The organism is Streptomyces sp. NPDC005752 (assembly GCF_040630715.1).
Classification (GTDB): Bacteria; Actinomycetota; Actinomycetes; order Streptomycetales; family Streptomycetaceae; genus Streptomyces.
The window spans coordinates 168,583-193,750 of the sequence record NZ_JBEXYB010000008.1; the positions used below are offsets into that span (position 1 = coordinate 168,583).

21 protein-coding genes are annotated in these 25,168 nt (G+C 71.1%); 15 read left to right on the forward strand and 6 right to left on the reverse strand.

From position 1 onward, the window contains the following. Positions 1-19: 19 nt before the first annotated feature. The 7 genes from fabD (at position 20) to panD (ending at position 7,739) form a co-directional block, all read left to right on the forward strand. Positions 20-3,295 (forward strand): ACP S-malonyltransferase, encoded by a 3,276-nt coding sequence (fabD, locus tag ABZ441_RS09510; protein WP_358970132.1) that lies wholly within the window; start codon positions 20-22, stop codon positions 3,293-3,295. 302 nt (positions 3,296-3,597) lie between these two features. Beyond that, positions 3,598-3,996 carry a hypothetical protein gene (locus ABZ441_RS09515; RefSeq protein ID WP_358970134.1) on the forward strand — a complete coding sequence of 133 codons (399 nt, stop codon included), beginning with the start codon at positions 3,598-3,600 and terminating at the stop codon, positions 3,994-3,996. A gap of 234 nt (positions 3,997-4,230) precedes the next feature. Then, positions 4,231-4,623: a hypothetical protein gene (locus ABZ441_RS09520; protein ID WP_358970136.1), complete on the forward strand. Its 393-nt coding sequence runs from the start codon at positions 4,231-4,233 to the stop codon at positions 4,621-4,623. A 10-nt stretch (positions 4,624-4,633) separates the two neighbouring features. Next, a complete protein-coding gene (locus ABZ441_RS09525; protein WP_358970138.1) occupies positions 4,634-6,217 on the forward strand; it encodes a peptidoglycan-binding protein in 1,584 nt (527 codons plus the stop codon). Then, positions 6,198-6,707 (forward strand): protease inhibitor I42 family protein, encoded by a 510-nt coding sequence (locus ABZ441_RS09530; RefSeq protein WP_358970140.1) that lies wholly within the window; start codon positions 6,198-6,200, stop codon positions 6,705-6,707. Before ABZ441_RS09525 ends, ABZ441_RS09530 begins: the two co-directional genes overlap by 20 nt. A gap of 46 nt (positions 6,708-6,753) precedes the next feature. After that, on the forward strand, positions 6,754-7,167 hold the full coding sequence (locus ABZ441_RS09535) for a hypothetical protein (protein ID WP_358970142.1): 414 nt from the start codon (positions 6,754-6,756) through the stop codon (positions 7,165-7,167). A 146-nt stretch (positions 7,168-7,313) separates the two neighbouring features. After that, positions 7,314-7,739 carry an aspartate 1-decarboxylase gene (panD, locus tag ABZ441_RS09540; RefSeq protein ID WP_358970144.1) on the forward strand — a complete coding sequence of 142 codons (426 nt, stop codon included), beginning with the start codon at positions 7,314-7,316 and terminating at the stop codon, positions 7,737-7,739. A gap of 419 nt (positions 7,740-8,158) precedes the next feature. Here panD and ABZ441_RS09545 read toward each other — a convergent pair whose 3' ends face one another. From ABZ441_RS09545 to ABZ441_RS09570, 6 genes are all read right to left on the reverse strand, one after another. Continuing rightward, complete coding sequence (locus tag ABZ441_RS09545; protein ID WP_358970146.1) at positions 8,159-9,535, reverse strand: diaminopimelate decarboxylase; 1,377 nt, start codon at positions 9,533-9,535, stop codon at positions 8,159-8,161. Positions 9,536-9,576: 41 nt separating this feature from the next. Continuing rightward, the gene (locus ABZ441_RS09550) at positions 9,577-10,374 is read right to left on the reverse strand and encodes a family 1 encapsulin nanocompartment shell protein (protein WP_358970148.1); all 798 of its coding nucleotides are present in this window, start codon (positions 10,372-10,374) and stop codon (positions 9,577-9,579) included. Then, positions 10,371-11,441: a Dyp-type peroxidase gene (locus ABZ441_RS09555; RefSeq protein WP_358970150.1), complete on the reverse strand. Its 1,071-nt coding sequence runs from the start codon at positions 11,439-11,441 to the stop codon at positions 10,371-10,373. The genes ABZ441_RS09550 and ABZ441_RS09555 overlap by 4 nt, the downstream gene beginning before the upstream one ends. A 102-nt stretch (positions 11,442-11,543) precedes the next feature. Then, positions 11,544-13,004: an NADP-dependent phosphogluconate dehydrogenase gene (gene gndA, locus ABZ441_RS09560; RefSeq protein ID WP_358970152.1), complete on the reverse strand. Its 1,461-nt coding sequence runs from the start codon at positions 13,002-13,004 to the stop codon at positions 11,544-11,546. Positions 13,005-13,287: 283 nt separating this feature from the next. Further along, on the reverse strand, positions 13,288-15,123 hold the full coding sequence (locus ABZ441_RS09565; RefSeq protein WP_358970154.1) for an ABC transporter ATP-binding protein: 1,836 nt from the start codon (positions 15,121-15,123) through the stop codon (positions 13,288-13,290). A gap of 422 nt (positions 15,124-15,545) precedes the next feature. Next, positions 15,546-16,007: a DUF5709 domain-containing protein gene (locus tag ABZ441_RS09570; RefSeq protein WP_358970156.1), complete on the reverse strand. Its 462-nt coding sequence runs from the start codon at positions 16,005-16,007 to the stop codon at positions 15,546-15,548. Positions 16,008-16,220: 213 nt separating this feature from the next. Here ABZ441_RS09570 and ABZ441_RS09575 point away from each other — a divergent pair, with 213 nt between their 5' ends. From ABZ441_RS09575 to ABZ441_RS09610, 8 genes are read left to right on the forward strand one after another with little or no spacing between them, the layout of a single operon-like run. Then, positions 16,221-17,477, forward strand: a complete 1,257-nt coding sequence (locus ABZ441_RS09575) for an ATP-grasp domain-containing protein (RefSeq protein ID WP_358970158.1) — start codon at positions 16,221-16,223, stop codon at positions 17,475-17,477. Beyond that, positions 17,474-18,313, forward strand: a complete 840-nt coding sequence (locus tag ABZ441_RS09580; protein WP_358970160.1) for a DUF364 domain-containing protein — start codon at positions 17,474-17,476, stop codon at positions 18,311-18,313. The genes ABZ441_RS09575 and ABZ441_RS09580 overlap by 4 nt, the downstream gene beginning before the upstream one ends. Beyond that, positions 18,310-19,395: a pyridoxal-phosphate dependent enzyme gene (locus ABZ441_RS09585; protein WP_358970162.1), complete on the forward strand. Its 1,086-nt coding sequence runs from the start codon at positions 18,310-18,312 to the stop codon at positions 19,393-19,395. Before ABZ441_RS09580 ends, ABZ441_RS09585 begins: the two co-directional genes overlap by 4 nt. Beyond that, positions 19,392-20,453: a dipeptide epimerase gene (locus ABZ441_RS09590; protein WP_358970164.1), complete on the forward strand. Its 1,062-nt coding sequence runs from the start codon at positions 19,392-19,394 to the stop codon at positions 20,451-20,453. The genes ABZ441_RS09585 and ABZ441_RS09590 overlap by 4 nt, the downstream gene beginning before the upstream one ends. Further along, positions 20,450-21,721 carry an MFS transporter gene (locus ABZ441_RS09595; protein WP_358970166.1) on the forward strand — a complete coding sequence of 424 codons (1,272 nt, stop codon included), beginning with the start codon at positions 20,450-20,452 and terminating at the stop codon, positions 21,719-21,721. The genes ABZ441_RS09590 and ABZ441_RS09595 overlap by 4 nt, the downstream gene beginning before the upstream one ends. Continuing rightward, positions 21,718-22,557: a class I SAM-dependent methyltransferase gene (locus ABZ441_RS09600; protein ID WP_358970168.1), complete on the forward strand. Its 840-nt coding sequence runs from the start codon at positions 21,718-21,720 to the stop codon at positions 22,555-22,557. Before ABZ441_RS09595 ends, ABZ441_RS09600 begins: the two co-directional genes overlap by 4 nt. Then, positions 22,554-24,167 (forward strand): ABC transporter substrate-binding protein, encoded by a 1,614-nt coding sequence (locus tag ABZ441_RS09605; protein ID WP_358970169.1) that lies wholly within the window; start codon positions 22,554-22,556, stop codon positions 24,165-24,167. The genes ABZ441_RS09600 and ABZ441_RS09605 overlap by 4 nt, the downstream gene beginning before the upstream one ends. Then, positions 24,164-25,117, forward strand: coding sequence for an ABC transporter permease (locus ABZ441_RS09610; protein ID WP_358970171.1), 954 nt, complete (start codon positions 24,164-24,166; stop codon positions 25,115-25,117). Before ABZ441_RS09605 ends, ABZ441_RS09610 begins: the two co-directional genes overlap by 4 nt. Positions 25,118-25,168 lie beyond the last annotated feature (51 nt).

Here is a 25,168-nt window from a genome sequence, read left to right on the forward strand (position 1 = left end):
GTCCCACGGGACGTCCCCGGTGACCGACACGCCCACCGGGCGCCTGCCGGTGGTCTTCATGTTCTCCGGGCAGGGCTCGCAGTACTACCGCATGGGCGAGGAACTCTTCGCATCCGACGAGGTGTTCCGCACGGCCCTGCAGCGGTACGACGCCGTCGCCGCCGGGCTGCTGGGCGAGTCGGTCCTCGCCCGGATCTTCGACCCGGCCCGGCGCAGGAACGAGCCCTTCATCGACACACGGCTCACCCACCCGGCGATCGTCATGATCGAACTCGCACTGGCCGAGACCCTGCGAGCGGTCGGTATCGAGCCGGACTACCTGCTCGGCTCCAGCCTCGGCGAGTACGCTGCCGCGGTCGTCTCCGGCAGCATGGACGTCGAGACGTGCCTGGGCCTGCTCGTCCGCCAGGCGGAGGCGCTGCCGGCGGGCCCGCGCGGCGGGCTGCTCGCGGTCATCACCCGACCGGACGGCCGGGACCGGATCCCCGCGCTGCCCGGCTGCGAGGTCGCCGCCCGCAACTACCCCGGCCACATCGTGGTCGCGGGCACCGACACGGACCTGGACCGGGCCGAGGCCGCCCTCCGCGCGGCCGGCGTGCTGCACCAGCGGGTGCCGGTCGAGTACGCGTACCACTCCAGCCTGATGGACGGCGCCCTCGCCGGGTGCCGGGCCGCCTTCGACGGGGTGACCTTCGCCCCACCACGCATCCCCTGGGTGTCGTGCGTGGACGGACGGCTCGTCGGGCGTCCCGGGCCCGACCACTTCTGGCAGGTCGCCCGCAGACCCATCGAGTTCGAGCGGTCCATGGCCGCGATGCGAGCCCGCGGCGACTTCCTCTACCTCGACCTGGGCCCCTCGGGCACCCTTCACAACTTCGTCCGCGGCAACCTCCCGGCGGGTGACCGTTCCCGTTCGCTGCCGCTTCTCAGCCCGTTCGGCCACGACCCACGGAACCTGGAACAGGCGCGGACGCTCGCGGTACCGGCTCCCCGCCCCTCCACCACCCCCCTCACTCATCCGCATCCGGCTCCGGTGACAGCGAAGACGGCAAGGAAGGCACATGGCATGAAGGTCTACGGTTTCCCAGGTCAGGGATCTCAGCAGCGCGGGATGGGCAAGGAACTGTTCGCCAGGTACCCGGGGGAGACCGCAACCGCCGACCGCGTGCTCGGCTACTCGATCGAGGAACTGTGCGTTCGTGACCCGGAGCGCCGCCTGGGCCGTACCGAGTACACACAGCCGGCGCTCTATGTCGTCAGCGTCCTGACCTACCTCGACCGGCTCGCCGAGGACGCCGAGCCGGCCGACTGCCTGATCGGCCACAGCCTCGGCGAGTACGCCGCCCTGTTCGCCGCCGGAGTCTTCGACTTCGAGACCGGGTTGCGTCTGGTGCAGCGGCGCGGCGCACTGATGGCGGAGGCCGGAGGTGGCGGGATGGCCGCGGTGGTCGGCTGCGACGAGGCGACCGTGCTGCGGGTTCTCGCCGACTCCGGCATCGACGAGCTCGACATGGCCAACTACAACGCCCCCGACCAGTTCGTGCTGTCCGGCCCGGCCGAACTCGTCGACGCCGCCCGCGCCGCCTTCGAGGCGGTCGGTGTCCGCGCCGTCCGGCTCAACGTCAGCGCGCCCTTCCACTCCCGCCACATGCGGGACACCGCTGCGGAGTTCGCCCGCTTCCTGGACGGTTTCACCCTGCGGGACCCGGCCGTCCCGGTGCTGGCCAACGTGGACGCGAAGCCGTACACCCCCGGCGCCGTCACGGCGACCCTGACCGCCCAGATCACCTCCCCGGTCCGCTGGACCGACACGGTGCGTCGGCTGATGGGCTACGGCGAATTCGATTTCGTGGAGCTCGGCCCGGGCCGCGTCCTCACCAATCTGGTCGCCAAGATCAGGAAGAACGCGGAGCCGCTGCCCGCTCACGGAGCGGGGGAACGACGCGAGGAGCGGCTGCCCACTCCAGGAGCGGAACGACTCGAGGAGCCGCTGCCGTCCGTTCAGTCCCCCGCCCCCGTACGACCCGCGGTCCTTGCCGCCCCGACAGCTGACACCCTCGGGGCCGCCGGCTTCCGCGAGCGGTACCGTCTGCGGCGCGCCTACCTGCTCGGTGCCCTGTACGGGGGCATCTCGGGCCGCGAGATGCTGAGTTCTGCGGCCAAGGCCGGGTTGCTCGGCTTCCTGGGGACCGGCGGGCTGCCCCTCGACGAGGTGGACGACCTGCTGCGCGGCCTGACCGGGGAACTGGGCCTGGGCGGCTCCTTCGGCGTCAACGTGCTGTACCGGCACGGGTCCCCCGAGGAGGAGTCCGCACTGGTGGACCTGCTCCTGCGGCACGGCATCGACCTCGTCGAGGCGTCCGGCTTCCCGCTGATCACCCCTGCGCTGGTCCGTTTCCGCCTCAAGGGCGGCCGGATCATCGCCAAGGTGTCCCGCACGGACGTGGCCGCCGAGTTCCTGGCCCCGCCGCCGGAGCGGCTGGTCGCCCGGCTGCTGGAGACCGGGGAGGTCACCGCGGAGGAGGCCCGCGCGGCGGCCGGGCGGCCGATGGCGGACGATCTGTGCGTGGAGGCGAACGGCGGCTGGCTGAGCAGCACGGCCGACCTGCTCACCCTGCTGCCCGCCGTGCTGCGGCTCCGCGACACGACCGCGACGGGCGGCCACCGGGTGCACGTGGGGTGCGCGGGCGGCATCGGCACGCCCGAGGCCGCCGGGGCCGCGTTCCTGCTCGGCGCCGACTTCGTCCTGACCGGCTCGGTCAACCAGTGCTCCGTGGAGGCGGCCACCAGCGCGGAGGTGAAGGACATCCTCCAGGAGGCCCGCGAGTACGACGTGGACACCGCACCCTGGGGCGAGCTGTTCGACCTCGGCGTCCAGGCCCGCTACCTCAAGCGGGGGCTGTTCTTCCCGGCCCGGGCGTCCCGGCTGCACGAGCTGTGGCGCCGGTACGGCTCGCTCGACCAGCTGGACGACGAGACCAGGAGCCAGGTTCTCGACCGGTACCTGGGCGGCGAGGCGCCCGCGCCCGCGGCGGCAGGCCGTGCCCCCGAGCAGCATCTGGCGGCTGTGTTCCGCGGCTACTTCACACGCGGTTTCCGCCTCGCCGTCACCGGTGACCAGCGCTCACGTGTGGACTACCTGGTCTACTGCGGCCCCGCGATGGGCGCCTTCAACCAGGCGGTCGCGGACACCGAACTCCACCCCTGGCGAGCTCGCAAGGTGGAGGCCATCGCCGATGCCCTGATGGACGGCGCCGCTGCCCACCTCTCCGCACGCCTGGGCAGCTTCGGCTGACCGCGGCTCGTCCCAGGCACCCGGCATTGGCGCCCCGGCCGCCCCGGGAGAACGGAGCCGCAACCGGTACTGCCGGTACCGCCGATCCATGAGGCGGTACCGGCTCAGGCCCGTCCCGCCATCCGCGCGAGGAGACGAGCAGGCCACTTGCTGGAGCGAGAGGCGGTGTTCCCATCACCCGGCGAAGCGGGGCGACTTCGTGCGGGTAGCGTCTGTGGCCGGCACGATCGGCAGGGCCGGCTCGTTCCCGGACAGCGGACAGCGGACAGCGGACAGCGGACAGCGCGGCGACGGGAGAATTCGTGCAGGACTGGATCTACGTCCTCAACATGAACAAGGACACCCTCGACGGGGAGCCGGCCCGCAAGGAGACCATGCGTCGCCTCGCCCACGATGACCCGAAGTGCGATTTCTGGCTCAGCCGACGTAACCGCATGGAGCCCGGCGACCGACTGTGGTTCTTCTTCAGCCTGCCGGAGTCGGCGGTGGCGGCAGTGGCTGAGGTCGACAGCACACCGCGCGCGGACCCCGACGACCCGGAGTTCGGCTATCGCGTCGAGGCAACCCTGCTGCCCGCTCCCACCGACGCCTTGTACGCCAACCCGGTGGGTCGGGACGAGCTGGAACTCGGACAGGTGCGGTCCGTGCAGAAGGTCAAGCCGGGCGCGTTGCAGATCCTGTCGGCGCGTGCCTGTCTTTGACGCGACCTGCCGCGCGCAGAACGGCCACCGGGGCCACACCCCTCGCTCGGCCGGGTTCCGAGGTCGGCAAGGAGTCGGAATGATCCCGCGCCGCATCCTACGGCGAGTCGCAGCGGATCGCCCGGCCGGGATGACGTCCAGGCGGGCCGTGGGGTGGGTGTTGTCGGAGAGTTGTGTGCGGCGGATGAAAGTGTGACATTCCTATAGGTGGTGAGTGCTAGCCTGCGTGCGCTCATGATCGAACGCATACGGGGGAGGCGCGCGGTGGGCTACCAGATCAAGGCGGGTATGACCGGCCAGGCCCAACAACTCGACGACGCCGGAACGGACATGGACGGTGTCAGCTCGGCCGTCAAGCCCCGCACGACTTACTCGTACGGCGATGCCGGCGGCGATGACGCCGCGTCGGCGCTCAACGCGTTCGTCAAGGCATGGGAGGCGGAGGCCAAGACGCTGGCGTCGGCGTTGCACGAGCTCGGCGGTAAGGTGCAGTTGGCCAAGAACGCCTACCGCGGAACCGACGGTCTGGTGAGGTCGAGCGTGGACAGTGTCCCCGTCGGTGACACGCGCAGTCTCACCGGCGCACCGACGCAGGGCGGGCGCGCCTCCGTCCTGTCGAGTTACTGAGGTCGCGCCGGTGTCACTCTTCTCCTCCCCTCTCGATTCCCCTTCCTTCCGCCTCTCGTGGCTCGCGGGTCTGTCCAAGAAGATGCTCGGTGCCGGGAGCAAGAACGAGCTCCTCGACCTGATCGGCAACGCGCTCTCGGTGCCCGAACCAGGCGGCGACCAGGGCGTACTGGAGGGCGTGGCCAGGCTCTACCAAGGCCAGCTCGGGAACGTCGGCAGTGTCTTCGACCAGGTCGACAGGGTCGGCCGCAAAAAACTTCCGGAGGTGTGGGTCGGCGACACGAGCGTCCTCGCCTCCGACGCTGTGAACGCCGCCGGGCGGGCCGCGACCCAGATGAGCGAGGCGTTCCATGGTTGCGCGAAGGCGCTGCTGACGCTGGCCGACGCGATCGGTGCCGCGCAGCGCAAGGACGAGCAGGGCCGGGGACAGTTGCTGGAGCAGAGGAAGATGCTCGGTGGCAAGGACGGGTTCTTCGACGGCCTGCACGAGAACGACGAGGAGGAGTGGGACCGCAAGAACGCCGCCCACTTCGGCTCCTACGCGGTGGACCTGATGCACGAAGCCGTCTCCGAAGCGCAGGAGGCCACCCGCGTAGCTGCCAGGGACCTGAACAAGTGGGCCGCGGAGGCACGGGCCGGGAAGATGGAGACCAGCGAACTCGGTGCCGTGGACAAGCTGATGCTCGCCGACACCGGTGTCGCGGGCGCCGACACCGAGCTGAACGAGATCCTCAAGGCCGGCGAGCTGGAACGCGCGTCGACGCGTATGGACCTGCTGAGCCTCGACGACGAGATGGCCATGGAGCGCATGCTGGCGAAGTCGGACACCCCGCAGGAGCGGGCCTACCTGATGAAAGCCCTGGCCGCAGGCCACAGCGTCGCCGAGATCGGCACGTTCCAGGACAAGATTCACGGCAAGGACCCCGACTGGATGCGGCGCCACCTCACCCCGGTGGTGACCGCCGCGGACAGCATGAACGACGAGGGCCTGGCGGCGAACGGCTCGAACAAGAACACGGACTACGCCACGTTCGACGGCCAGCGGTGGATTCAGGGCGGCGACGGCTCCGAGGGCACCTGTGTGGCCTCGTCCACCGTCACGTCCCGTGCCATGGTCGACCCCCTGTACGCGCTCGAACTCACCGGCGGCCCCGACGGGCAGGAGGACGACCCCGACGCCTTCAAGCAACGGCTGGTCGCCGAACAACACCGGCTGCACACCGAAGGTGACGGCGGCGAGAACTGGGGCGGTATGGGGCCCGAGGGGCAGGAACGGATCAATGACACCGCCGTCGGCAGTGCCACCGGCAGTGACTACCAGCGTCAGGACCTGAACAGTGCCGCAGACCGCAGGGCGGTCCTCACCGAAGTCGAGAAGTCGGTCGCGCAGGGGCATCCGGTGCCGGTCGACGTTTCGGGCAAGGACGGCGCCCACGCGATGACCATCATCGCCCAGGAAGGTGACATGCTCCAGGTGTACAACCCCTGGGGCTCGACCACTTGGGTCAGCGAGGACGACTTCATCAACGGCCACATGGGCAAGGCTTCCAAAAGTGATCTCCCCAACGCGTACAGTGTCTATCTTCCGCGGTAGCAGGGGCGGTGTCGCGATCGCGGCGGCCGTGCTCCTCTCTCTCACCACGGGCTGCGGCTCGGGCGCCGACGAACCGGCCGGCCGCTCCGCGAGCACCACCAGCCACCCGGTGAAGGACACCACCATCACCGCCGAGCAGGGCGAGCGCTTCACGCTCACCGTCGACCAGAACGCCTCCACGCGTGAGTACTGGTACCTGGTCGATCCCGGGCCCGACAGCTCGGTGCTGGTCAGCCGCGGCCGGGACTACGCGTCGGACTCCGGTGACGAGCCGGTGGCCGGTGCCGGAGGCCGGCTCACCTTTACCTTCGAGGCCAAGGGCAAGGGGACCACCCGGTTCACGCTGCTGCACTGCACGTTCACCACGTGCCAGGGCAACACCTCCACGCTTCCCCCCGAGACGACCGAACCCTCCGCCACCCCGACCACGGGGACGCCGTCCGCCTCCCCTGCTCCCGAGCGCATCACCTACACCGTCACAGTCGACTGAACCGCAGCGGACCGGACAGCTGAGACGAGATACCCGAGGCCCCGCCATGAACGACGCCCCGCACCACCCGCCGGACCGCACGGACGACGAACTGGCCCGGCTCGACATCACCGTCCTGCTGCGGTACGGCCTCACCGCTGATCCCGGCACCCGGCGCACCGCCCTGATCGGCGACGGCGCCGCGGCCGCAGCTGTCGTCCTCGACCGCCTCGGCACCGAGCCGCGATCGGTCGCCTTCCTCGCCGACACCGTGCGCGCCGGCGGACTCGCCCGCGCCGTGGAGCTTCCCGAGCCCCTGCCCGGCACGGAGGCGGCCGCCCTCGTACGGGAGTGGCTGCGGGCCGGCGCCGAACTCGTGGGTGGCATCGTCGCCGACGACACCGCGGCGACCTGGCTGCGCTCCGTCGCGACCATCATCGAACGGAAGCAGCTGACCCGGGCGCGGGGCCGGACCATGTGATCCGAGCGGCCCGTCCGAGTGCCGGGCCAGCACCGAACCTCGCGAGAGCGGTGGGAGCTGACCGCGCCTGCGACTCGTTGTAAGGTAGGGAAACAGCACTTGACCTGCACAGACGCAGGCAGGAAGCCTAGTCCGGGAGTACCTCCATGATGCGCACCATGTTCAAGTCCAAGATCCACCGAGCCACCGTCACCCAGGCCGACCTGCACTACGTCGGTTCCGTGACGGTCGACGCCGACCTGATGGACGCCGCGGACCTGCTGCCCGGCGAGCTCGTGCACATCGTGGACATCGACAACGGCGCCCGCCTCGAGACGTACGTCATCGAGGGGGAGCGCGGCTCCGGCGTCATCGGGATCAACGGCGCTGCCGCCCACCTCGTGCACCCCGGTGACCTGGTCATTCTCATCAGCTACGCCCAGGTCGAGGACGCCGAGGCGCGTGCCCTCGTGCCGAGCGTCGTGCATGTCGACGCCGGGAACCGCATCGTGGCTCTGGGGGCCGACGCCTCCGCCCCCGTACCAGGCACGCGCACCGAGCGCAGCCCGCAGGCCGTCCCCGCGCGGAGCTGATCCGCGGGGGCCGAGCGCAGGCTCGGCCGCGTTCCGAGGTGTTTCCGGGCCGGGTGGGGGCATCCGGGGCGAAGTCGCGGTGTGTACGTGTGGACTCGGCAGGCGAGGGCAGCCGCACGGGGAGACGGTGGAAAGAGATCCACACGCCGGATCCACCGTCCGATCCGCCCGTCCGGATCCACTCGTCGCAGTTGGAGGACCGAGATGACGCACCCCAGCCCCGATCCCGTGCCACCCGCGCCGACGCCCCCGCCCGTTCCGGGGCCGCCGACACCGGTTCCCTCCCCGCCACCCGTACCGCCGGGCCCTGTGCCGCCCGGCCCCGCGCCCGACCCGATTCCGCAGCCGCCGAACCCTGACCCCGAACCGGTACCCGAGCCGGAGCCGTCGCCTCAGCCGGCCGGGTGAGCTGGGCTTTTCTAAGGCTTCCCGTACAGTCCGGTCAGCGCATCGGCCTGGCGGAGACCGCTCTCCGCCGCCACCGAGTCCAGTGACTGTGCCTCGCGCACAGCGGCGAAGCGAAGTCCGCCGGTCTCCCCTGCGAAGCCGTACACCGCGGGTCGCGGAAGGCTGTTGTAGGCCCACGGGGTGGAGAAGTAGTACGCACCCGTGTCGTAGAGGGCCACGTAGTCGCCCTCCCGTAGCTCCGGCAGCTCCCGGGCGTGGGCCACGACGTCCCCGGCGAAGCAGCACGGTCCCGCGATGTCCTGGACCATCGAAGGCCCGTTCCGGGGGCGGCCCTCCCCGTCGAACGCGCCGACCCGGAGCGGCCAGGCATCGGGCATGAAGACGGTGCGGGTGGCGATCTGGGCCCCGGCGTGGGTGAGCGCGATGCGGCGCCCGCCCGCGTCTTTCGTGTATTCGACACGCGCCCCGATGAAGCCGTTCTTGGCGAGCAGGGACCTGCCGAATTCGGTGACCAGGTCGTAACGCCCGTCGAACAGACCCGGAACCTCCGCCCGGAGCGCCGCCACGTAGTCCGCGAAGTCGGGGCGCGTCTCGTCGTCGGCGAAGTTGACCGGCAGCCCGCCGCCGATGTCGATCCCGGTGATCCGGCGCGCTCGCAGTACCCCGTTGATCTCCTCGGCGAGCCGGTACGTCTCGGCGATGCCCCTGGCTATGAGCTCCAGCGAGCAGCCCTGCGAGCCGACGTGCGCGTGCAAGCGTGTCAGCCAGGGGCGTTCGGCGAAGGTCCGGACGACCTGCTCTCGCGCGCCTGGGTCACGCAGGGCCACCCCGAACTTCGAGGTGGCCGTCGCCGTGCTCATGGCTTCGATGGAACCGCCTCCGATCTGCGGGTTGACCCGCAGGCCGAGGACCGAGGCCGAGCCGGGGGAGCGGATCTCATCGATCCGGCGAATCTCACCGAAACTGTCCGCGTTCACGGCGACACCGAGCGCCAGCGCCAGCCGCAATTCGTCGCGGGTCTTGGCAGGCGAGTCCAGGACGATCCGGGCCGGGGCGAAACCTGCCTCGACCGCGAGCCTCAGTTCGCCGGGGCCGGCCACTTCGCAGCCCATCCCGGAGTCGGCCAGCAACCGCAGCACCGGGATCAGCGACGCGGCCTTCGCTGCGAAGGTGTGCAGCACCTTCACACCCGGCTCGGCCGCGAAAGCGTCCCGCAGCGCGGCGACACCGGAGCGGATCCCGTCCGCGTCCAGGAAGCCCGCGAGGGGCCGCTGCTCGCCGAGCAGTCCTTCCCCCACCGCGAGGCGGAGCGCCTCGGCGAATCTGTCGGAGCGCGATGTGAGGGGGGACGGGGATCCCCCGGTCGCCGCGGAATCCGACGGTGGCATACGGCCGATGTCGTTGATGGCAGCCTCGCAGGTCGGCGCTTTCAGGCGATGAGGGGGACCACTGCCTCAGGCGTCAGCATCCTGAAGGTGAACGCCTGATGGAAGTAGAGCCGGATGCTCAGGGCGTCGTGGTCCAGATAGCCGATGGACAGGTCCTGGCCCAGGCACAGCTCGAAGTCGCCGCCTCGGGTGGAGAGCAGGACCCCGCCGGTGACGGCGGGAGCCCACAGGATCGGCTCGTCGAGCTGCCGGGCCAGATGGGTCGCCACCGGATAGCCGTGGTCGGAGGTCTCGGTCGCCTCCGTGAACGCGTCGGCGCCGAGCAGCAGCCGGTACGGCCCGTCGACCCCCGCGAGCCGCAAACGGGTCAGGGCCTGGCTCACCGCCGCCGGATAGTCGCGCGCGTCCGCGGGCAGGGGAAGCGGAGTGTGCGATGAGCCGTCCCGCAGGCCCGTGATGCCGGCCGCCGCGTACCCGTCGATCACCGCCATGTCCTCGGCGAACGCGCAGGTGCGTGCCGCGTCCTTCACCGGTTGCCAGTCGCTGTCCTCGGAGCCGCGTTCCACGTCGTCGACAGCCGCTCTGCTCACGGTGAAGGGCACCCGCCACTCGATGACCGGCGTCGCCGTGCGGGCGCGGGCGATCACGTCGGGGGTGGGCGGGTCGATGTCACGGAGATGCCCGTCACCGATCGCCGAAAGCCGCGGCCCCTGAGGGTCGCTGACGTCCACGACCCGGCGGCCCGCCACATGACGGCTGAAGGTCCTCCTGGCCTCCTCCTCGATCTGGTCCCAGGCGGCGTCGGTGACGGGGGCGAGCTCACGGTGCAGGTTGTTCATCGCGGTGCGCTTTCTTGCAGGCTGCCGATCCGCAGCGAACCGTCGTCGGCCACAGCCCGGGCCGGGGAGCGCAGCTGTGTGGGCTGCGGCTCCGGGGCGGCCGTCGTTCCGGCGGGGGCGGGTGGCGGCGGGGGAGCGTCCAGGAAGCCGGCGCTGGGGGCGTGGAAGAGCGTGCCGGTGACCGCCGTGGAGAAGTCGAGAATACGGTCGTGGGTGCCGGGCGGGCTGCCCAGGAACATGTTGCCGAGCATCTGCTCGGTGACTCCGGGGTCGGCCGCGTATCCGATGAAGTACGTACCGAACTCACCCCGTCCGAAGCTGCCGAAGGGCATGTTGGCACGCAGGATGTCCCGTCCGGTGCCGTCGTCCGCGGTGACCGTGTTCAGGGCGACGTGGGAATCCGCCGGCTTGACGTCGTCCGGGAGCTCGATGTCGGTGAACTTCGTACGGCCGATGATCCGCTCCTGCTCCTCGGTGCTCAGCCCGTTCCAGCCGGTCAGGTCGTGCAGGTACTTCTGCACGACGACGTAGCTGCCGCCCTCGAAGGCGGGGTCCTCCGGACCGACCATGGCCGCCGCCCGCGCGTCGTCGCCCACCGGGTTCTCCGTACCGTCGACGAAACCGAGCAGATCCCGGTGGTCGAAGTAGCGGAAGCCGTGGACCTCGTCCACGACCTTCACCGCGCCCCCGAGCCGCCCGAGGAGCTGGGAGGCCCACTCGAAGCAGACGTCCATCTGCTCGGCGCGGACGTGGAACAGCAGATCGCCCGGTGTGGCCGGCGCACGGTGGACGGGGCCCCGCAACTCCTGGAAGGGGTGGAGCAGGGCCGGCCGTGGGCCCGCGAACAGCCGGTCCCAGGCCTCCGAGCCGAAGCCCGTCACGCACGCGAGTCCGGCGCCCGGCACCCGGAAGCCGATGGACCGCGCGAACGCCGCGAGATCGGGCAGCACGTCGCGTACGGCTGGTTCGCCGCCCGGCTCGATGGTCGCGACCAGGACCACGGCGGCACTGGTCAGCGGTGCTACGACCGGCTGGACCACTACGGGTTCCGGTACGGCATCGGGCATGGGCGCACTCCGTGGAACGGTGGACCGGGCTCCCTGCCACTTATCCACACCGCGGCCCCGGTCGCACGCCGGACCGGCCCGGCCGGGCGACACCCCGCGTCCTCAGTCGGTGGCGGTCTCCGACCGGTCGCCGCCCCAGAGGGTGTGGAAGGACCCCTCGCGGTCGGTACGCCGGTAGGTGTGTGCCCCGAAGAAGTCCCGCTGCCCCTGGGTCAGCGCCGCCGGCAGCCGCTCGGCCCGCAGCCCGTCGTAGTAGGAGAGCGCGGCGGCGAAGCCGGGGGTCGGCACGCCCTGCCGCACCCCCTCGGCGATCACCGCACGCCAGTCGTCCTGCGCCGCGCCGATCTCCTGGGCGAACTGCCGGTCGGACAGGAGGCTCGGCAGGTCGGGGCGACTGTCGAAGGCCGACCTGATCCGGTCCAGGAACGCTGCGCGGATGATGCAACCGGCCCGCCAGATCGCGGCCACGCCACCTAGGTCGATGTCCCAGCCGTACTGCTCGCCGCCCGCCCTGATCTGGTGGAATCCCTGCGTGTACGACACGATCTTGGACGCGTACAGAGCCTGCTCGACCCGGTCGGCGAACGCCGCGGCCTCGGCCTCCGGGAGCGCGGCCGGTGCGGGGCCCGGCAGGCCGCGCGCGGCTTCCCGGAGGTCGGCGTGCCCGGACAGGGAGCGCGCGAAGACGGCTTCCGCGATGCCGGACACCGGGACTCCCAGGTCGAGCGCGATCTGGACCGTCCAGCGCCCGGTCCCCTTCTGCTCCGCCTGGTCCTGCACCACGTCGACGAAGGGCTTGCCGGTGGCCGCGTCCGTGTGGGCGAGCACCTCGGCCGTGATCTCGATCAGATAGGAGTCGAGGCGGCCGGTGTTCCACGAGCGGAAGGTCTCCGCGATCCGTTCGGGGGAGTAACCCGCGACGGACCGGAGCAGGTGGTACGCCTCCGCGATGAGCTGCATGTCCGCGTACTCGATGCCGTTGTGCACCATTTTGACGAAGTGCCCCGCGCCGTCCGGCCCGATGTGCGTGCAGCAGGGCGTTCCGTCGTCGGCCTTGGCGGCGATGCTCTCGAGGAGGGGCCCGAGCGAGGTGTACGACTCGGCCGAACCGCCGGGCATCATGCTTGGCCCGTTCAGCGCCCCCTCCTCGCCCCCCGAGATACCGGTCCCGACGAAGTGGATCCCCCGCTCCCGCATGGCCTTCTCACGGCGCCGGGTGTCCTCGAAGTGCGCGTTGCCGCCGTCGATGAGGACGTCGCCGTCCTCCAGCAGCGCGGCGAACTCCTCGATGACCGCGTCGGTCGGCTCGCCGGCCTTGACCATGATCACGATGCGACGGGGCTTCTGGAGCGAGGCGACGAACTCCTCGGCGGTCTCCGCGGGGACGAAGTCCCCCTCCTTGCCGTAGGCGTCGACGAGCGCCCGGGTGCGTGCCCCGGTGCGGTTGTGGACGGCGACGGTGTGGCCGTGACGCGCGAAGTTGCGGGCGAGATTGCTGCCCATCACGGCGAGTCCGGTGACGCCGATCTGTGCGGTGGCTTCGGACGAGGGGGCGGTGGTCATGCGGTGATCCACTCCTGTGCGATCGACGAGCTCTTGCGCCGGGAGAGCCCGCGCCGGGGACGGACGGGCGGCGCCCGGGCCGGTATCCGTACGCAGCCCGGTCATGTTCGCATGCCCGGCCCGGGAGCGGCCGATGCGCGCGGGCGCGTGCCGGGGCGTGTCCCGACGATTCACCACCTCCCGCGACGGCCGTGCGCTCGCGGGGGCCCGGTCCGGCTCGCCGGAAGCTTCCGACGACCCGGACCGGGCGTGATCACGGTGATGGCGACAGGACTCCCAGGTCTCACCCGGTCCGTTCAGCCGCGGTGACCGTCTTCTTCGCACCCATGGTGTCGACGAGGAAGCCACCGGACTGGTGGTGCCAGAGCTTGGCGTAGGCGCCGTCGGTGTGCAGGAGTTCGTGATGCGTGCCCTGCTCGACGATGCGGCCGTGGTCGAGCACGATGAGGTGGTCCATCGCCGCGACCGTACTCAGGCGGTGTGCGACGACCAGTGCGGTCCGGCCCTCCATCAGCTGCCACAGTGCCTGCTGTACGAGCGTCTCGCTCTCCGAGTCGAGTGCGCTGGTCGCCTCGTCCAGCAGCAGCACGGGAGCGTCGCGCAGGATCGCCCTGGCGAGGGCGACCCGCTGACGCTGACCGCCGGAGAGCTTGACGCCTCGCTCGCCGACCATGGTGTCGAAGCCGGCGGGGAGTTCGTCGGCGAACTCGGTCACATGGGCCGCGTCTGCGGCGGCGCGGATCTCTGCGTCGGTGGCTCCCGGGCGGGCGAAGAGGATGTTCTCGCGAAGGGTGCGGTGGAACATGGCCGGTTCCTGCGGGACGTACGCGATCAGGCTCCGCAGGTCCGACTGACGCAGACGGCTGATGTCCTGACCGCCGATCAGGATGCGCCCCGACTGGACGTCCGCCATCCGAAGCAGCAGCCGGGTGAACGTCGTCTTGCCGCCGCCCGACCGGCCGACGAGGCCGAGCCTCGTCCCGCTCGGCACGTCCAGGTCGAGCCCTTCGAAGATGGGCCGGCTCCCGCTGTGGGCGAAGGTGACCTGGTCGAAGCGGACGCCGGCGGACTCGTGGCGCACCGGCTCCGGCGTCGGTGGGTCGAGCACGGTGGGAGGATCCAGGAGCAGTTCGGTGAACTGGGCGGCCTCCGTCATCGAGCTCTCGAGACGCCGGTAGATCTGGTTGAACTCGAACATGATGCGGGTCGAACCGGTGTAGTAGGTGAACGCGACCACGATCGCCTCGACGTTGCCCGCACCCGCGCCGAACGACACGGCGAGGAGCAGCCCGAGTCCGTTGGTCAGCACGGACAGGGGCGCGACCAGTGTGTCGATGCGCAGGTTGCCGTAGTCCCACGAGCGCAGCGTCAGCCGTCGTGACTCCGCCACCCTGGTCCGGTGTTCTGCGGCCTCCCGCTCCTCGGCCGCGAACGCGCGCACGGTGTCCATGTTCGTCAGGGCGTCGGACACGTGCCCCGAGACCTTGGCGATCGCCTCCTCGCGTTCGTTGACCAGCCTCTGCCGGCGCCGGATCAGAGGGGCGGCGCACACGGCGGTCAGTGTGATCATCGTCAGCAGCCCGACGACCAGCAGGGGGTCGTAGTGCCACAGGATCACCGTCCCGAACAGCAACGGGGCGACGCTGCCCACGACGCTGAAGGTGAGCGTGTCGACGAACTCCTCGAAGCGGGAGGCGAAGCTCAGCACTCGCTTGGTCAGCGATCCGGCGAAGTTGTCCTGGTAGAAGGAGGCGTCCTTGGCGAACAGGGCGTCCATGCCGGTGATGTACAGGTGCTCGATACCCCGGGCGTCGACACGGTTGAGGCAGTGCACACCCACCCGCCACGAGGTCTCTGCCAATAGCAGTACGGCGGTGAACACGGCTACGTAGGGGAGCGCTTCGCGTAAGCCGACGGACCCGTTCTCCGCGATCCGCCCCACCAGCTTGGCCACGACCAGCGGTGCCAGGTAGGTGATTCCGATGTTGCCGAGGGCGGGGAGAAGGAGTGCCGGTGCCGACAGCCCGCGTTGGCGGGACAGTTCCTTCAGGTAGTGGCGGAGTGCGAGCCGGACCGGGCCCCTGTCCGGTCCGGTGCCTTGCGGATGCTGCGATCCCATGCCGACCTCATGTCGTTGCGCGGGCGGTTTCTCCGGGGCCCGACCCGGTGGTGGTCTCCGCCCGAGGGCGCAGCACAGCACCGGGCGGAAGCGCTCACCGCGCGTACCCGCAAGGGGCCCGGGGGAGGAAGTCTTCCGTGGCTGTGCGGTCGGCGTCCAAGCGTTTTCGGGGACAACGGCAGTACACCGGTGTCTTCAGGCATCACCTTCGCGCGCCGTCGCACCATCCGGCGCGCGGCGCAAGCGGAAAAGGGATGGATCTGCACCCGTGTGCGGAGGTCCCGGACGGACAGGCGCCCGGCTGACGCGCACGCATGCGAAGGCCCAGGTCGCAGGAGAGGCCGATGACGGCCCAGGCCGCAGGAGAAGCCGGTGACGGCCCAGGCAGGAGGCGAAGCCGGTAGAGGGCGGCGCGCCTGGCCCTACCCGAACAGGTCCTCCTCCTCGGGGATCAGATGCATCGCGGCTTCCTCCGCGGACGCCGCCGCACCGTCGATTCCCACGTCCTGCGCGGTGAGCGTGGAGGGTACATGCCCGTCGCCCTCCTGCGTGAGCCTGCCCGCACGGTCCGTTCCCACTTCCGTGTCGTAGAGCTCCCCGTCGCCGTCCGCCAGGTCGCCGGGACCGTCCTGGGGCGGGTCGGAGTTCTCGGGAACCTCCCTGGTCAGGCGCCTGTCCAGGGACTCGCCCGTGTGCTGCTCGGAGGCGGTGGTGCCTTCGTCGTCGACCGCCACGGGGCGGTCCGGCGGGGAATAGCCCTCATCCAGGACGTCGGCGATCCCGGACGTGTCCAGGGTGTCCTCCAGGTCCAGCTGTTCAACAGGGTCGGAGGCCTCCGGCTCCTGCGGCTGGTAGACGTCGTCCCCCCGGTCGCTGTCGCTCATGGCGTGTCCCTTCCTCCGGGTCCCCCTGTACGCAATTCCACTCCGGTCCGGCGAGGGGCGCAACGGAAGACGGCTCACCGGAAGCAGTGACGTGGCATCAGATGACAATGAAAACGATTATCGATAACGTGGGTGTGGTCGGGCCGGACGGCCCCTGTCGGGGTCGGCTCTGCCTGCCCGCAATCCCAACCTCACTGTGCATAGGGGGAGTTCGTGGCTCATCTGTTGGTGGTCGAGAGCTGGATCGGATCGATGAGCAGGCTGCTGCCGCGGGCCCTGGATGAAGGAGGGCACGACTTCACCTTCCTCACCCGCGACCTGCACCACTACCTCCGGTCAGCGCCTGAGGGAACGGGGCATCCACTGCTCACTGCGCGTAATGTCGTCACGGGGCCCACCAATGACACCGGCTCGCTGCTTCCGCAGGTGGAGCGACTGCATGGTGCGCTTCACTTCGACGGTGTGGTCACTTCCTGTGACTACTATCTGCCGACCGCAGCCCGGATCGCCGCTGTGCTGGGCCTGCCCGGTCCCTCGGCCGAGGCTGTGGAGAACGCCTGCCGCAAGGACGCCACCCGCCGTGTCCTGGCCGCCGCGGGCGTCCCCGGCCCCCGCTTCGCGGTGTGCGCGGACGGGGAGGAGGCCGCTGTCGCCGCCCGCGGCATCGGGTATCCGCTGGTGGTCAAGCCGGTGGATCTCTGTGCGGGCATGTTCGTACGCAGGGTCGACGACGCGGAACAGCTGGCCGACGCCTGCCGGGCTCTTGCGGCCTTTCCGCTCAACGCCAGGGGGCAGCGGCGAGCGCCCCACATCCTGCTCGAGGAGTTCCTCCGTGGCCCCGAGGTGAGCGTCGAGACCGTCACGTACGGGGGAGTCACCCATGTCGTCGGGGTGACGGACAAGAGCGTCGGTGGGGCGCCGGCCTTCGTGGAGACCGGGCACATGTTCCCCGCCGACCTCGACCCCGACGACCTCGCCTCCGCCAGCGGCACCGCGGTGCGCGCCGGGGCAGCGCTGGGACTCGACGACGTGGTGGCGCACACCGAGATCAAGCTGACAGCCGACGGCCCCCGGGTGGTGGAGGTGAACCCCCGCCCCGCGGGCAATCGCATCACCGAACTGGTCCGCCACGTCACCGGGGTCGACCTCGCCGCCGCCTGCGTCGACGTGGCGCTCGGCCGCGAACCCGACCTCCGCCGCCGCGACACCGGACTGCGCAGCGCGGCCATCGGATTCCTGGTCCCCGACACCGCGGGCACACTCACGTCCGTCGAGGGCCTCGAGGTGGTGCGGAACGCCGACGGAGTACTGGAGCTGCAGGTCGCCGAGGCGGGCCGCACCGTGCGAGCGGCGGACAGCAACAACGCGTATCTCGGACACGTCATGGCCGGCGATACCACCGGGCTCGGCGCCCGGCAGCGCGTCGAGACGCTCCTCGCGGGTGTACGCCCCCTCCTGGTGCGCTCATGACGACGGTCTCGCGCGCCCCGGCCCCGTGCTTCGACGCACTCCTCGGCCAGGCCCTCCACGGCGAACTCGGCCCGGACCCAAGCACCCGCCGCACCGCCGTGGCCTTCACGACGTCCCAGGCTGCACGGCACGACGGGCGGCACGGCGGATACCGCAACGAGGTCCTCAGCCTCCGCGTCGACCGCGCCGTCGGCTCCTGTGCGGTCGAACCGGGCGCGCTCCCCGCCGGGACCGTCGAGGACTGCGCCGGCGCGGATGTGGCCGCGCTCCTCGCCCACCCGCTGCTGCCGGTACGGGTCGCGGCACTGGACGCCTATCTGGGAGATGTCATGCCGCACGTACCGGCCCACGGTGCGCAGCCGGTGACCGTCCCCGCCGGAAGCTCGCTGGAGCGGTCGCGGGCACGGGCCGCGGCCGTCGTCGACCTGCTGGACGTGTCACCTGGCGGCACAGTCCTGGTCGTCGGTGTCGTCAACTCCCTGCTGGCCGAGCTGCGTCTGCGCGGGCTCACCGGGATCCCCTGTGACCTGAAGGGCGGCACCACCGAGTGGGGCGAGCCCATCGGGACGGACGCCCTCCGGGAGGTCGATCGCTGCGACGCGGTGCTGGCCTCCGGGATGACGCTCGGCAACGGGACCTTCGACCCGCTGCGCCGCAGCGCCCGGAAGCACCGCAAGCCACTCGTCATGTTCGCCCAGACCGGCAGTGCTGTCCTGCCCCGCTTCCTGGACGCCGGAGTGGCAGCGGTGTGCGCGGAGCCGTACCCCTTCTTCTGGCTCGACGGCGGGCCCGGCACCATCCACCGCTACCGCGCGGACGACGGAGGCACCTCGTGACCACGGCATCCCTGCCCGCCCTCGCCCCCAACCGCGAGCTCCTCGCCCTCATAGGGCGTACCCCGCTGGCCAGGATCACCACCCGACTGCCAACCGAACACCCGGGGTTCTGGGCCAAGCTCGAAGGACACGCCGTCGGCGGAATGAAAGCGCGAGCGGCCGTCTCCATGCTTCTGGGTGCCGAGGAACGTGGCGAACTGCTCCCCGGCGCACCGGTCGTGGAATCGACCTCCGGCACCCTCGGTGTAGGACTCGCCTTCGCGGGACAGGCCCTCGGACATCCCGTCGTGCTCGTCGGTGACAGCGAACTGGAGCCCTCCATGAGGCAGTTGCTCCGTTCGTACGGGGCGCGTCTCGAGCTCGTGGACCGTCCCGCCGCGCGCGGCGGCTGGCAGGGCGCACGCCTGGAGCGGCTGCACGACGTGCTCGCCCGACTGCCCGGCGCCTACTGGCCCGACCAGTACAACAACCCCGACAACACGGCGGGTTACGCATCACTCGCGGCCGAGCTGGCGACCCAGCTCGACCACCTCGACATCCTTGTCTGCAGTGTCGGCACAGGAGGGCACAGCGCAGGGATCGCCGGGCCGCTGCGCAGGCACTGGCCCGGCCTGCGCCTCGTCGCCGTGGACGCCGACGGGTCCACCATCTTCGGCCAGACCGCCGGCCCACGGCTGATGCGCGGTCTCGGCAGCAGCATCCATCCGCGCAACGTCGCCTACGACGCCTTCGACGAGGTCCACTGGATCGGCCCCGCGGAAGCCGCCGACGCCTGCCGGCGGCTCGCCCGGGGCAACTTCGTCAGCGGCGGCTGGAGCACCGGCGCCGTCGCGCGGGTCGCCGCCTGGGCCGCCCGCACCCACCCCGGGGCAGCGGTCGCCACCGTCTTCCCCGACGGACCCCACCGCTATCTCGGCACGGTCTACGACGACGACTTCATGACCGCCCACCACCTGGACCCCGGACGCGCGGCCGACCACCCCGTCGACGTCCCGCACCCCCGCACCCCGCAGACCGGGGGATGGACCAGGTGCACCACAGTCACCGACCCGCTCGCCGAACGAAGCGGCAGGCAGCCGTGAAGCTCACCCAGCACACCGTGAGGCTTTTCCTCGCCGAGCCCCTGCGCATCTCGCGATCGACCATGACGGCCCGCGACGCCGTGCGCCTCACCGTCGAACACGAAGGTCTCAGCGGCCACGGCGAAGCCGTCACCAGCGTCTTCTACGGACTCGACACACCTACTCTGCAACGCCTCGCGGCCCGGACCGGCGAGCGGCTCACCCGCTTCGCCGGACCGGAGACCGCGCTGCACGCCCTGCGCGTCGGTGAACTCCTTCCGCCCGGCACCCCGGGCGCCGTGACCGCTGCGACCGAGGCGGCGCTCCTGGACCTCGTCGGCAAGCGCACCGCCACCGCCGTCCACAGCTTCCTCGGAGCCCCCGTGGCGCCGAGGGCAGCCACGGCCCGCACGATCTCCCTCACCTCCCCGGGGAGGGCAGCCGCCCAGGCCCGCGGCCTGGCCGAGGCGGGGTTCTCCGTCATCAAGATCAAGGCGGGCGACCGGGACCAGGAGGCCGACCTGGACCGGGTGCGCTCCGTCCGCGCCGCGGCTCCGGCCGCCATGCTCCTCCTCGACCCCAACGGGGCCTGGTCGGCGGGACAGGCACGCGCGCTCCTGCCACGGTTCGCCGATCTCGGTATCGAAGCTGTGGAACAACCCCTCGCCCCCGGCGACCCGGAAGCCCTCGCACGGCTCGCCGCCCACTCGCCCGTGCCCGTCATCGCGGATGAGGACGCGGTCACCTACGAGGACGCCCGACGGCTCGCCGGACGTGTCCACGGCATCAACGTCAAACTGGCCAAATGCGGCGGCGTGCACGCCGCGCTCCGCATCGCCGCCCTGATCGAGGGCAGTGGCACAGACCTGATGCTCGGCTGCCTGACCGCCAGCACCCTCGGTATCGCGCCGGCTGTCCACATCGCCGACCGCGCCCGGTGGACGGACCTGGACGGGCACCTCCTGCTCGCCCACGACCCCTGGACCGGAATCGGCGGCGACGACGGATTCGTCGGTGCCGACGGATCGCCGGGGCTCGGCGTGCGGCCCCGCGCCGAGGCCGGGAGGGCGGTCTCATGAAGACCTGGCACGAGATCCGCGGATTCCCGCTCGCCGTCCGCCTGCTGCTGGTCAACCAACTGGGAGTCAACACAGGCTTCTACCTGCTCATCCCCTACCTGGCCACCCACCTCGGCGACGACCTGGGCATGTCGGCGGCCGTCGTGGGCATCGTCCTCGGTGTACGCAACCTGAGTCAGCAGGGCCTCTTCCTCATAGGCGGCTCCGCCGCCGACCGGCTCGGCGCGCGAGGCGTCATCATCGCCGGCTGCGCGATACGCACCGTCGGCTTCGCCCTCTTCGCGCTCGGCGACGGACTGCCCGTCCTGCTCGCCGCCTCCGTGCTCAGCGGAGTGGCCGGCGCCCTGTTCAACCCCGCTGTCCGTACGTACCTCGCCCAGGAGGCGGGGGAGCGCAAGGCGGAGGCCTTCGCCCTCTTCAACGTCTTCGCGACCACCGGGGCCCTCATCGGCCCGGTTCTGGGCAGCGCCCTGTTGCTCGTCGACTTCAGGGCCTCCGCGCTCACCGCCGCCGGGATCTTCGCCCTGCTCACCGTCGCCCAGGCCCTGGTTCTCCCCGCCCGGCGCGTGCCACCGGCCGGGAGCAGCGTGACAGCCGACTGGCGCGAGGTTGCCGGAAACCGCTCCTTCCTCGCCTTCGCACTGGCCATGGTCGGCATGTTCACCCTGGAGAACCAGCTCTATCTGCTGCTGCCCGCCGCGGCCCGGCAGGCCACCGGCTGGGACGGTGCCGCCGGACTCGTCCTGCTCGTGGGGACGATCACGGGCGTCGCCTTCCAGCTGAGGATCACCCGAGCTCTCCAGGGCCGGGGGAGCAGAGGGCGCTGGATCGCCACCGGACTGGTGCTGATGGGGCTCGCGTTCGTACCGCCGATGCTCGTCGCCGGCGCGGACACGCCCCCGGACGGCGCCCAGGACGCCACCCTGCGCGCCCTGCCCGTGCTGGCCGGTGCCCTCCTGCTGCACCTGGGAGTCATGACCGCGCAGCCCTTCGTCATGGAGCTGATCCCCGGCTTCGGGAGGCAGGCGCTCACGGGGACGTACTTCGGAGTCTTCTACGCCGTCTCGGGCATCGCCGCGGCCGTGGGGAACGCGGCTGTCGGCTGGGCCATGGACACCGGCCGGCAGGGCGGGGACGGTCCGGCCGCGCTGCTCCCCTGGGTCTGTTGCGTCGCCGCCGGTCTCGCCTCGGCCGCAGCGGTCACCTGGCTGCACCGCAACGGCACCCTGCCCCGGAAGCAGCCCGCCCCCGAGGTGGTGACGGCGTGAAGCACCGTACGGGGAACCTGCTCACCGACCGTCCGGAACTCTACGAGGCCCGGTTCCCCGACCCCGAGCGCATCGCCGGGCACTGGGCCGAGGACCTCCTGCAACGGTACGGCGCAGGCCCGGCCGTCCTCGACCTGGGCTGCGGCACCGGCCGCGATGCCGCCCGTCTCCAGAGCGCCGGGCGCCGCGTCACCGCCGCCGACCTCTCCGGGGCCATGCTCGCCCATGCCCGTGCCCACCACCCGGGGCCGACGTACGTACAGGCCGATCTCAGCCGGTTCGATTTCGGTCATGGCACCTTCGACGCGGTGGTGTGCCTGGACAGCTCAATGCTGTACTGCCACACGAACGAACAGCTCGACGGCTTCCTGACCTCGTGCCACCGCACGCTGGTGCCCGGGGGCCTGCTCGTCGCGGAGATGCGCAACGGCGCGTACTTCCTCGGCCGGGACGAACCTCCCGGCACGCCCGCGGTCTCCCGCTTCACCTGGCAGGGCACGACGTACCGCTCGACCACCACGCTCGGCGTGGACCGGGCCGCCCAACTCCTGCGGCGTACACGCCGCTGGACCGCCGACGACGGCACTCCACCCGTAGTGGAGCACTCCGCGTGGCGGCTGCTCCTGCCCCAGGAACTGCGCCACTTCCTCACCGTCCACGGCTTCGACGTCCTCGCCCTGTACGACGGCCCCGGACCACGCACCGAACCTGCCTGGCAGCCGGGAGCCGACCCCGGGACAACTGCCGACGGCGACCGGCTCCACCTGATCGCCCGGAAGACGGTCAGGATCTCCGCCGGCCATTCAGCACACCCAGCAACAGGAGAGCAGTCATGACCGCATCCGCCGACAGACAGACATATTTCCCCGGCCTGCGCAGGCGCGGCTTCCTCGCCGCTGCCGGGGGAGCGGCCGGCCTCGGCGCGCTCACGCTCGCCGGATGCTCCGGGGGCGCCGACACGAGGGCTTCCAGTGACACCGGGGCTTCCACCGGCAAAGGGGCCGGCACTCCCCGGCGCGGCGGACGGGTACGCGCCGCCTTCGCCGGTGGCGGCGCGAGCGAAACCCTCGACCCGCACCTGGGCAACCTCTTCGCCGACGCCGCCCGTAGCAAGGCGCTCTTCGACAAGCTCGCGGACTACGGCGCCGACCTGTCCGCGGTGCCGCGTCTGGCCAGGACATGGGAGCCGAACGCGGGCCTCGACCGCTGGACCGTCACCCTGCGGCAGGCGGAGTTCCACGACGGCAAACCGGTGACCGCGGCCGACGTCCTGTACAGCTACCGCCGGATCGCCGACCCCGACAAGGCCTACCGTGCCCGCGCGTCCCTCGAACCCGTCGACCTGAAGGCCAGCCGCGCGACGGGGGAGCGGACCGTCGAGTTCGTCCTCAAGCGGCCGACGGCCGAATTCCCCAACGTGCTTGCCGCCTTCGGCACCTACATCGTCCAGGACGGCGCGGCCGAGTTCGACCGCGCACCCATCGGCTCCGGCCCCTTCCGCTTCGTCTCCTTCAGCCCCGGGCGCTCCACCGTCCTACGGCGCAACGACACCCACTGGGACGGCGCCCCGCACCTGGACGAGCTCGAGTTCCTCGTCGCCAACGAGGAGTCCGCCCGGATCAACGCCCTCCTCGGCGGCCAGATCGAGTACGCCCACGAGCTCGCCCCCGCCACCGGACGCGCCCACGAGAAGGCGGGCGGCATCGAGATCGTCCGGCTGCGTAACAGCGCCATGCAGGCCTTCGCCATGAAGACCGACCGCCCGCCCTTCGACGACCCACGGGTCCGTGAGGCCTTCTTCCTCATCGCCGACCGTCAGGAACTGGTGAACGGAGCCCTCTCCGGTGCGGGAGAGACCGGCAACGACCTCTTCGGCAAGGGATACGAGTACTACGCGGACGAACTCCCGCAGCGCGAACAGGACATCGGCCGTGCCCGTCGCCTCCTCCGGCAGGCCGGTGCGGAAGGCATGAAGGTCACCCTCGACACCTCCGCCGTCGCCGCCGGCTTCACCGAGGCCGCCGGGATCTTCCGTGACCAGGCGGCACGCGCCGGAGTCACCGTCGACGTACGGATGGGCAGCAAGGACTCCTACTGGAAGGACATCCTCGACTCCGGCACCCTGTGCTGCTACCGCTCCGGAGCCATGCCCATCGAGTCCCACATCTCCCAGCGGCTGCTCACCGACTCCACCACCAACGCCACCAAGTGGCAGGACGCGAACTTCGACGCGCTCTACCGGCAGGCCCAGTCCACCCGGGACACGACGGCACGGGCCGCTCTCTACGGGCGGATGCAGCGACAGCTGCACTCCGAAGGAGGCTTCCTCGTCTGGGGCTTCGGCGACTGGATCCTGGGCACCGCACGCTCCCTGCGGGGCGTCGCCCGTGAAGCACCCGCCAACACCCTGGACTGGGCGCGCTTCGACAAGGTCTGGCTGGCGTGAACGGACTGCGTCCCTGGATCGCCCGACGGCTCATCCTCGGCGCCGTGCAGACCGCGGCCGTCGTGCTGCTGGTCTTCGCGCTCACCGAGGCACTGCCGGGCGACGCCGCGGTGGCCTTCGCCGGAGACCAGCCCGACCCGGAGCGGATCGCGGCCGTTCGCGAGGCGATGGGACTCGACCGTCCGGCACACGAGCGTCTGGCCGACTGGGTCACGGGCCTTCTCCACGGCGACTTCGGCACCTCCCTCACCTCCGGGCGGCCCGTGTCCGGATACCTCGCCGACGGCTTCGGCCCCACCCTGATCCTCGCCACGCTCACGGTCCTGCTCCTGGTCCCGGTGGGAGTGGGCCTCGGTGTCCTCGCCGCCCGCCACGAAGGGCGCTTCACCGACCGGCTCATCAGCTCCGCGACCCTCGGCGTCTACGCCGTGCCCGAGTTCGCCCTGGGAGTCCTGCTGGTGAGCGTCTTCGCCCTGCGGCTCGGCTGGCTCCCGCCGACCGCCGTCGGGTACGGCACCGGGCTGCTCGAGCATCCGTCCGCGCTCGTCCTGCCCGTCCTGGTGCTGCTCGCCCGTCCCGTCTGCTCACTGGCCCGACTGGTCAGGGCCGGCATGATCGAAGCGCTCGCCGCCCCCTACACCGCCCATGCGGAGCGGTACGGGATCTCCGGGGCCCGCATCCGCTACACACACGCCCTGCCCAACGCCCTCGCGCCCGCCACACAGCAACTCGCCCGCACCATCGACTGGCTGTTGTGCGGCGTCATCGTCGTGGAGGCCCTCTACGTGATCCCTGGACTCGGCACCGTCCTCATGAACGCGGTGGCCGACCGCGACATCCCCGTCGTGCAGGGACTCGCGGTGGTCTTCGGGCTCGCCACCGTCGTGCTCAACCTGGGCGCCGACCTCGTCACCCACCAGCTCGCCCCACGCTCGGAGGTGGCGGCGTGAAGCGGCTCCGCGGATACGGCCCGAGCGGTCGCGGCGTGAAGCGGCTCCGCG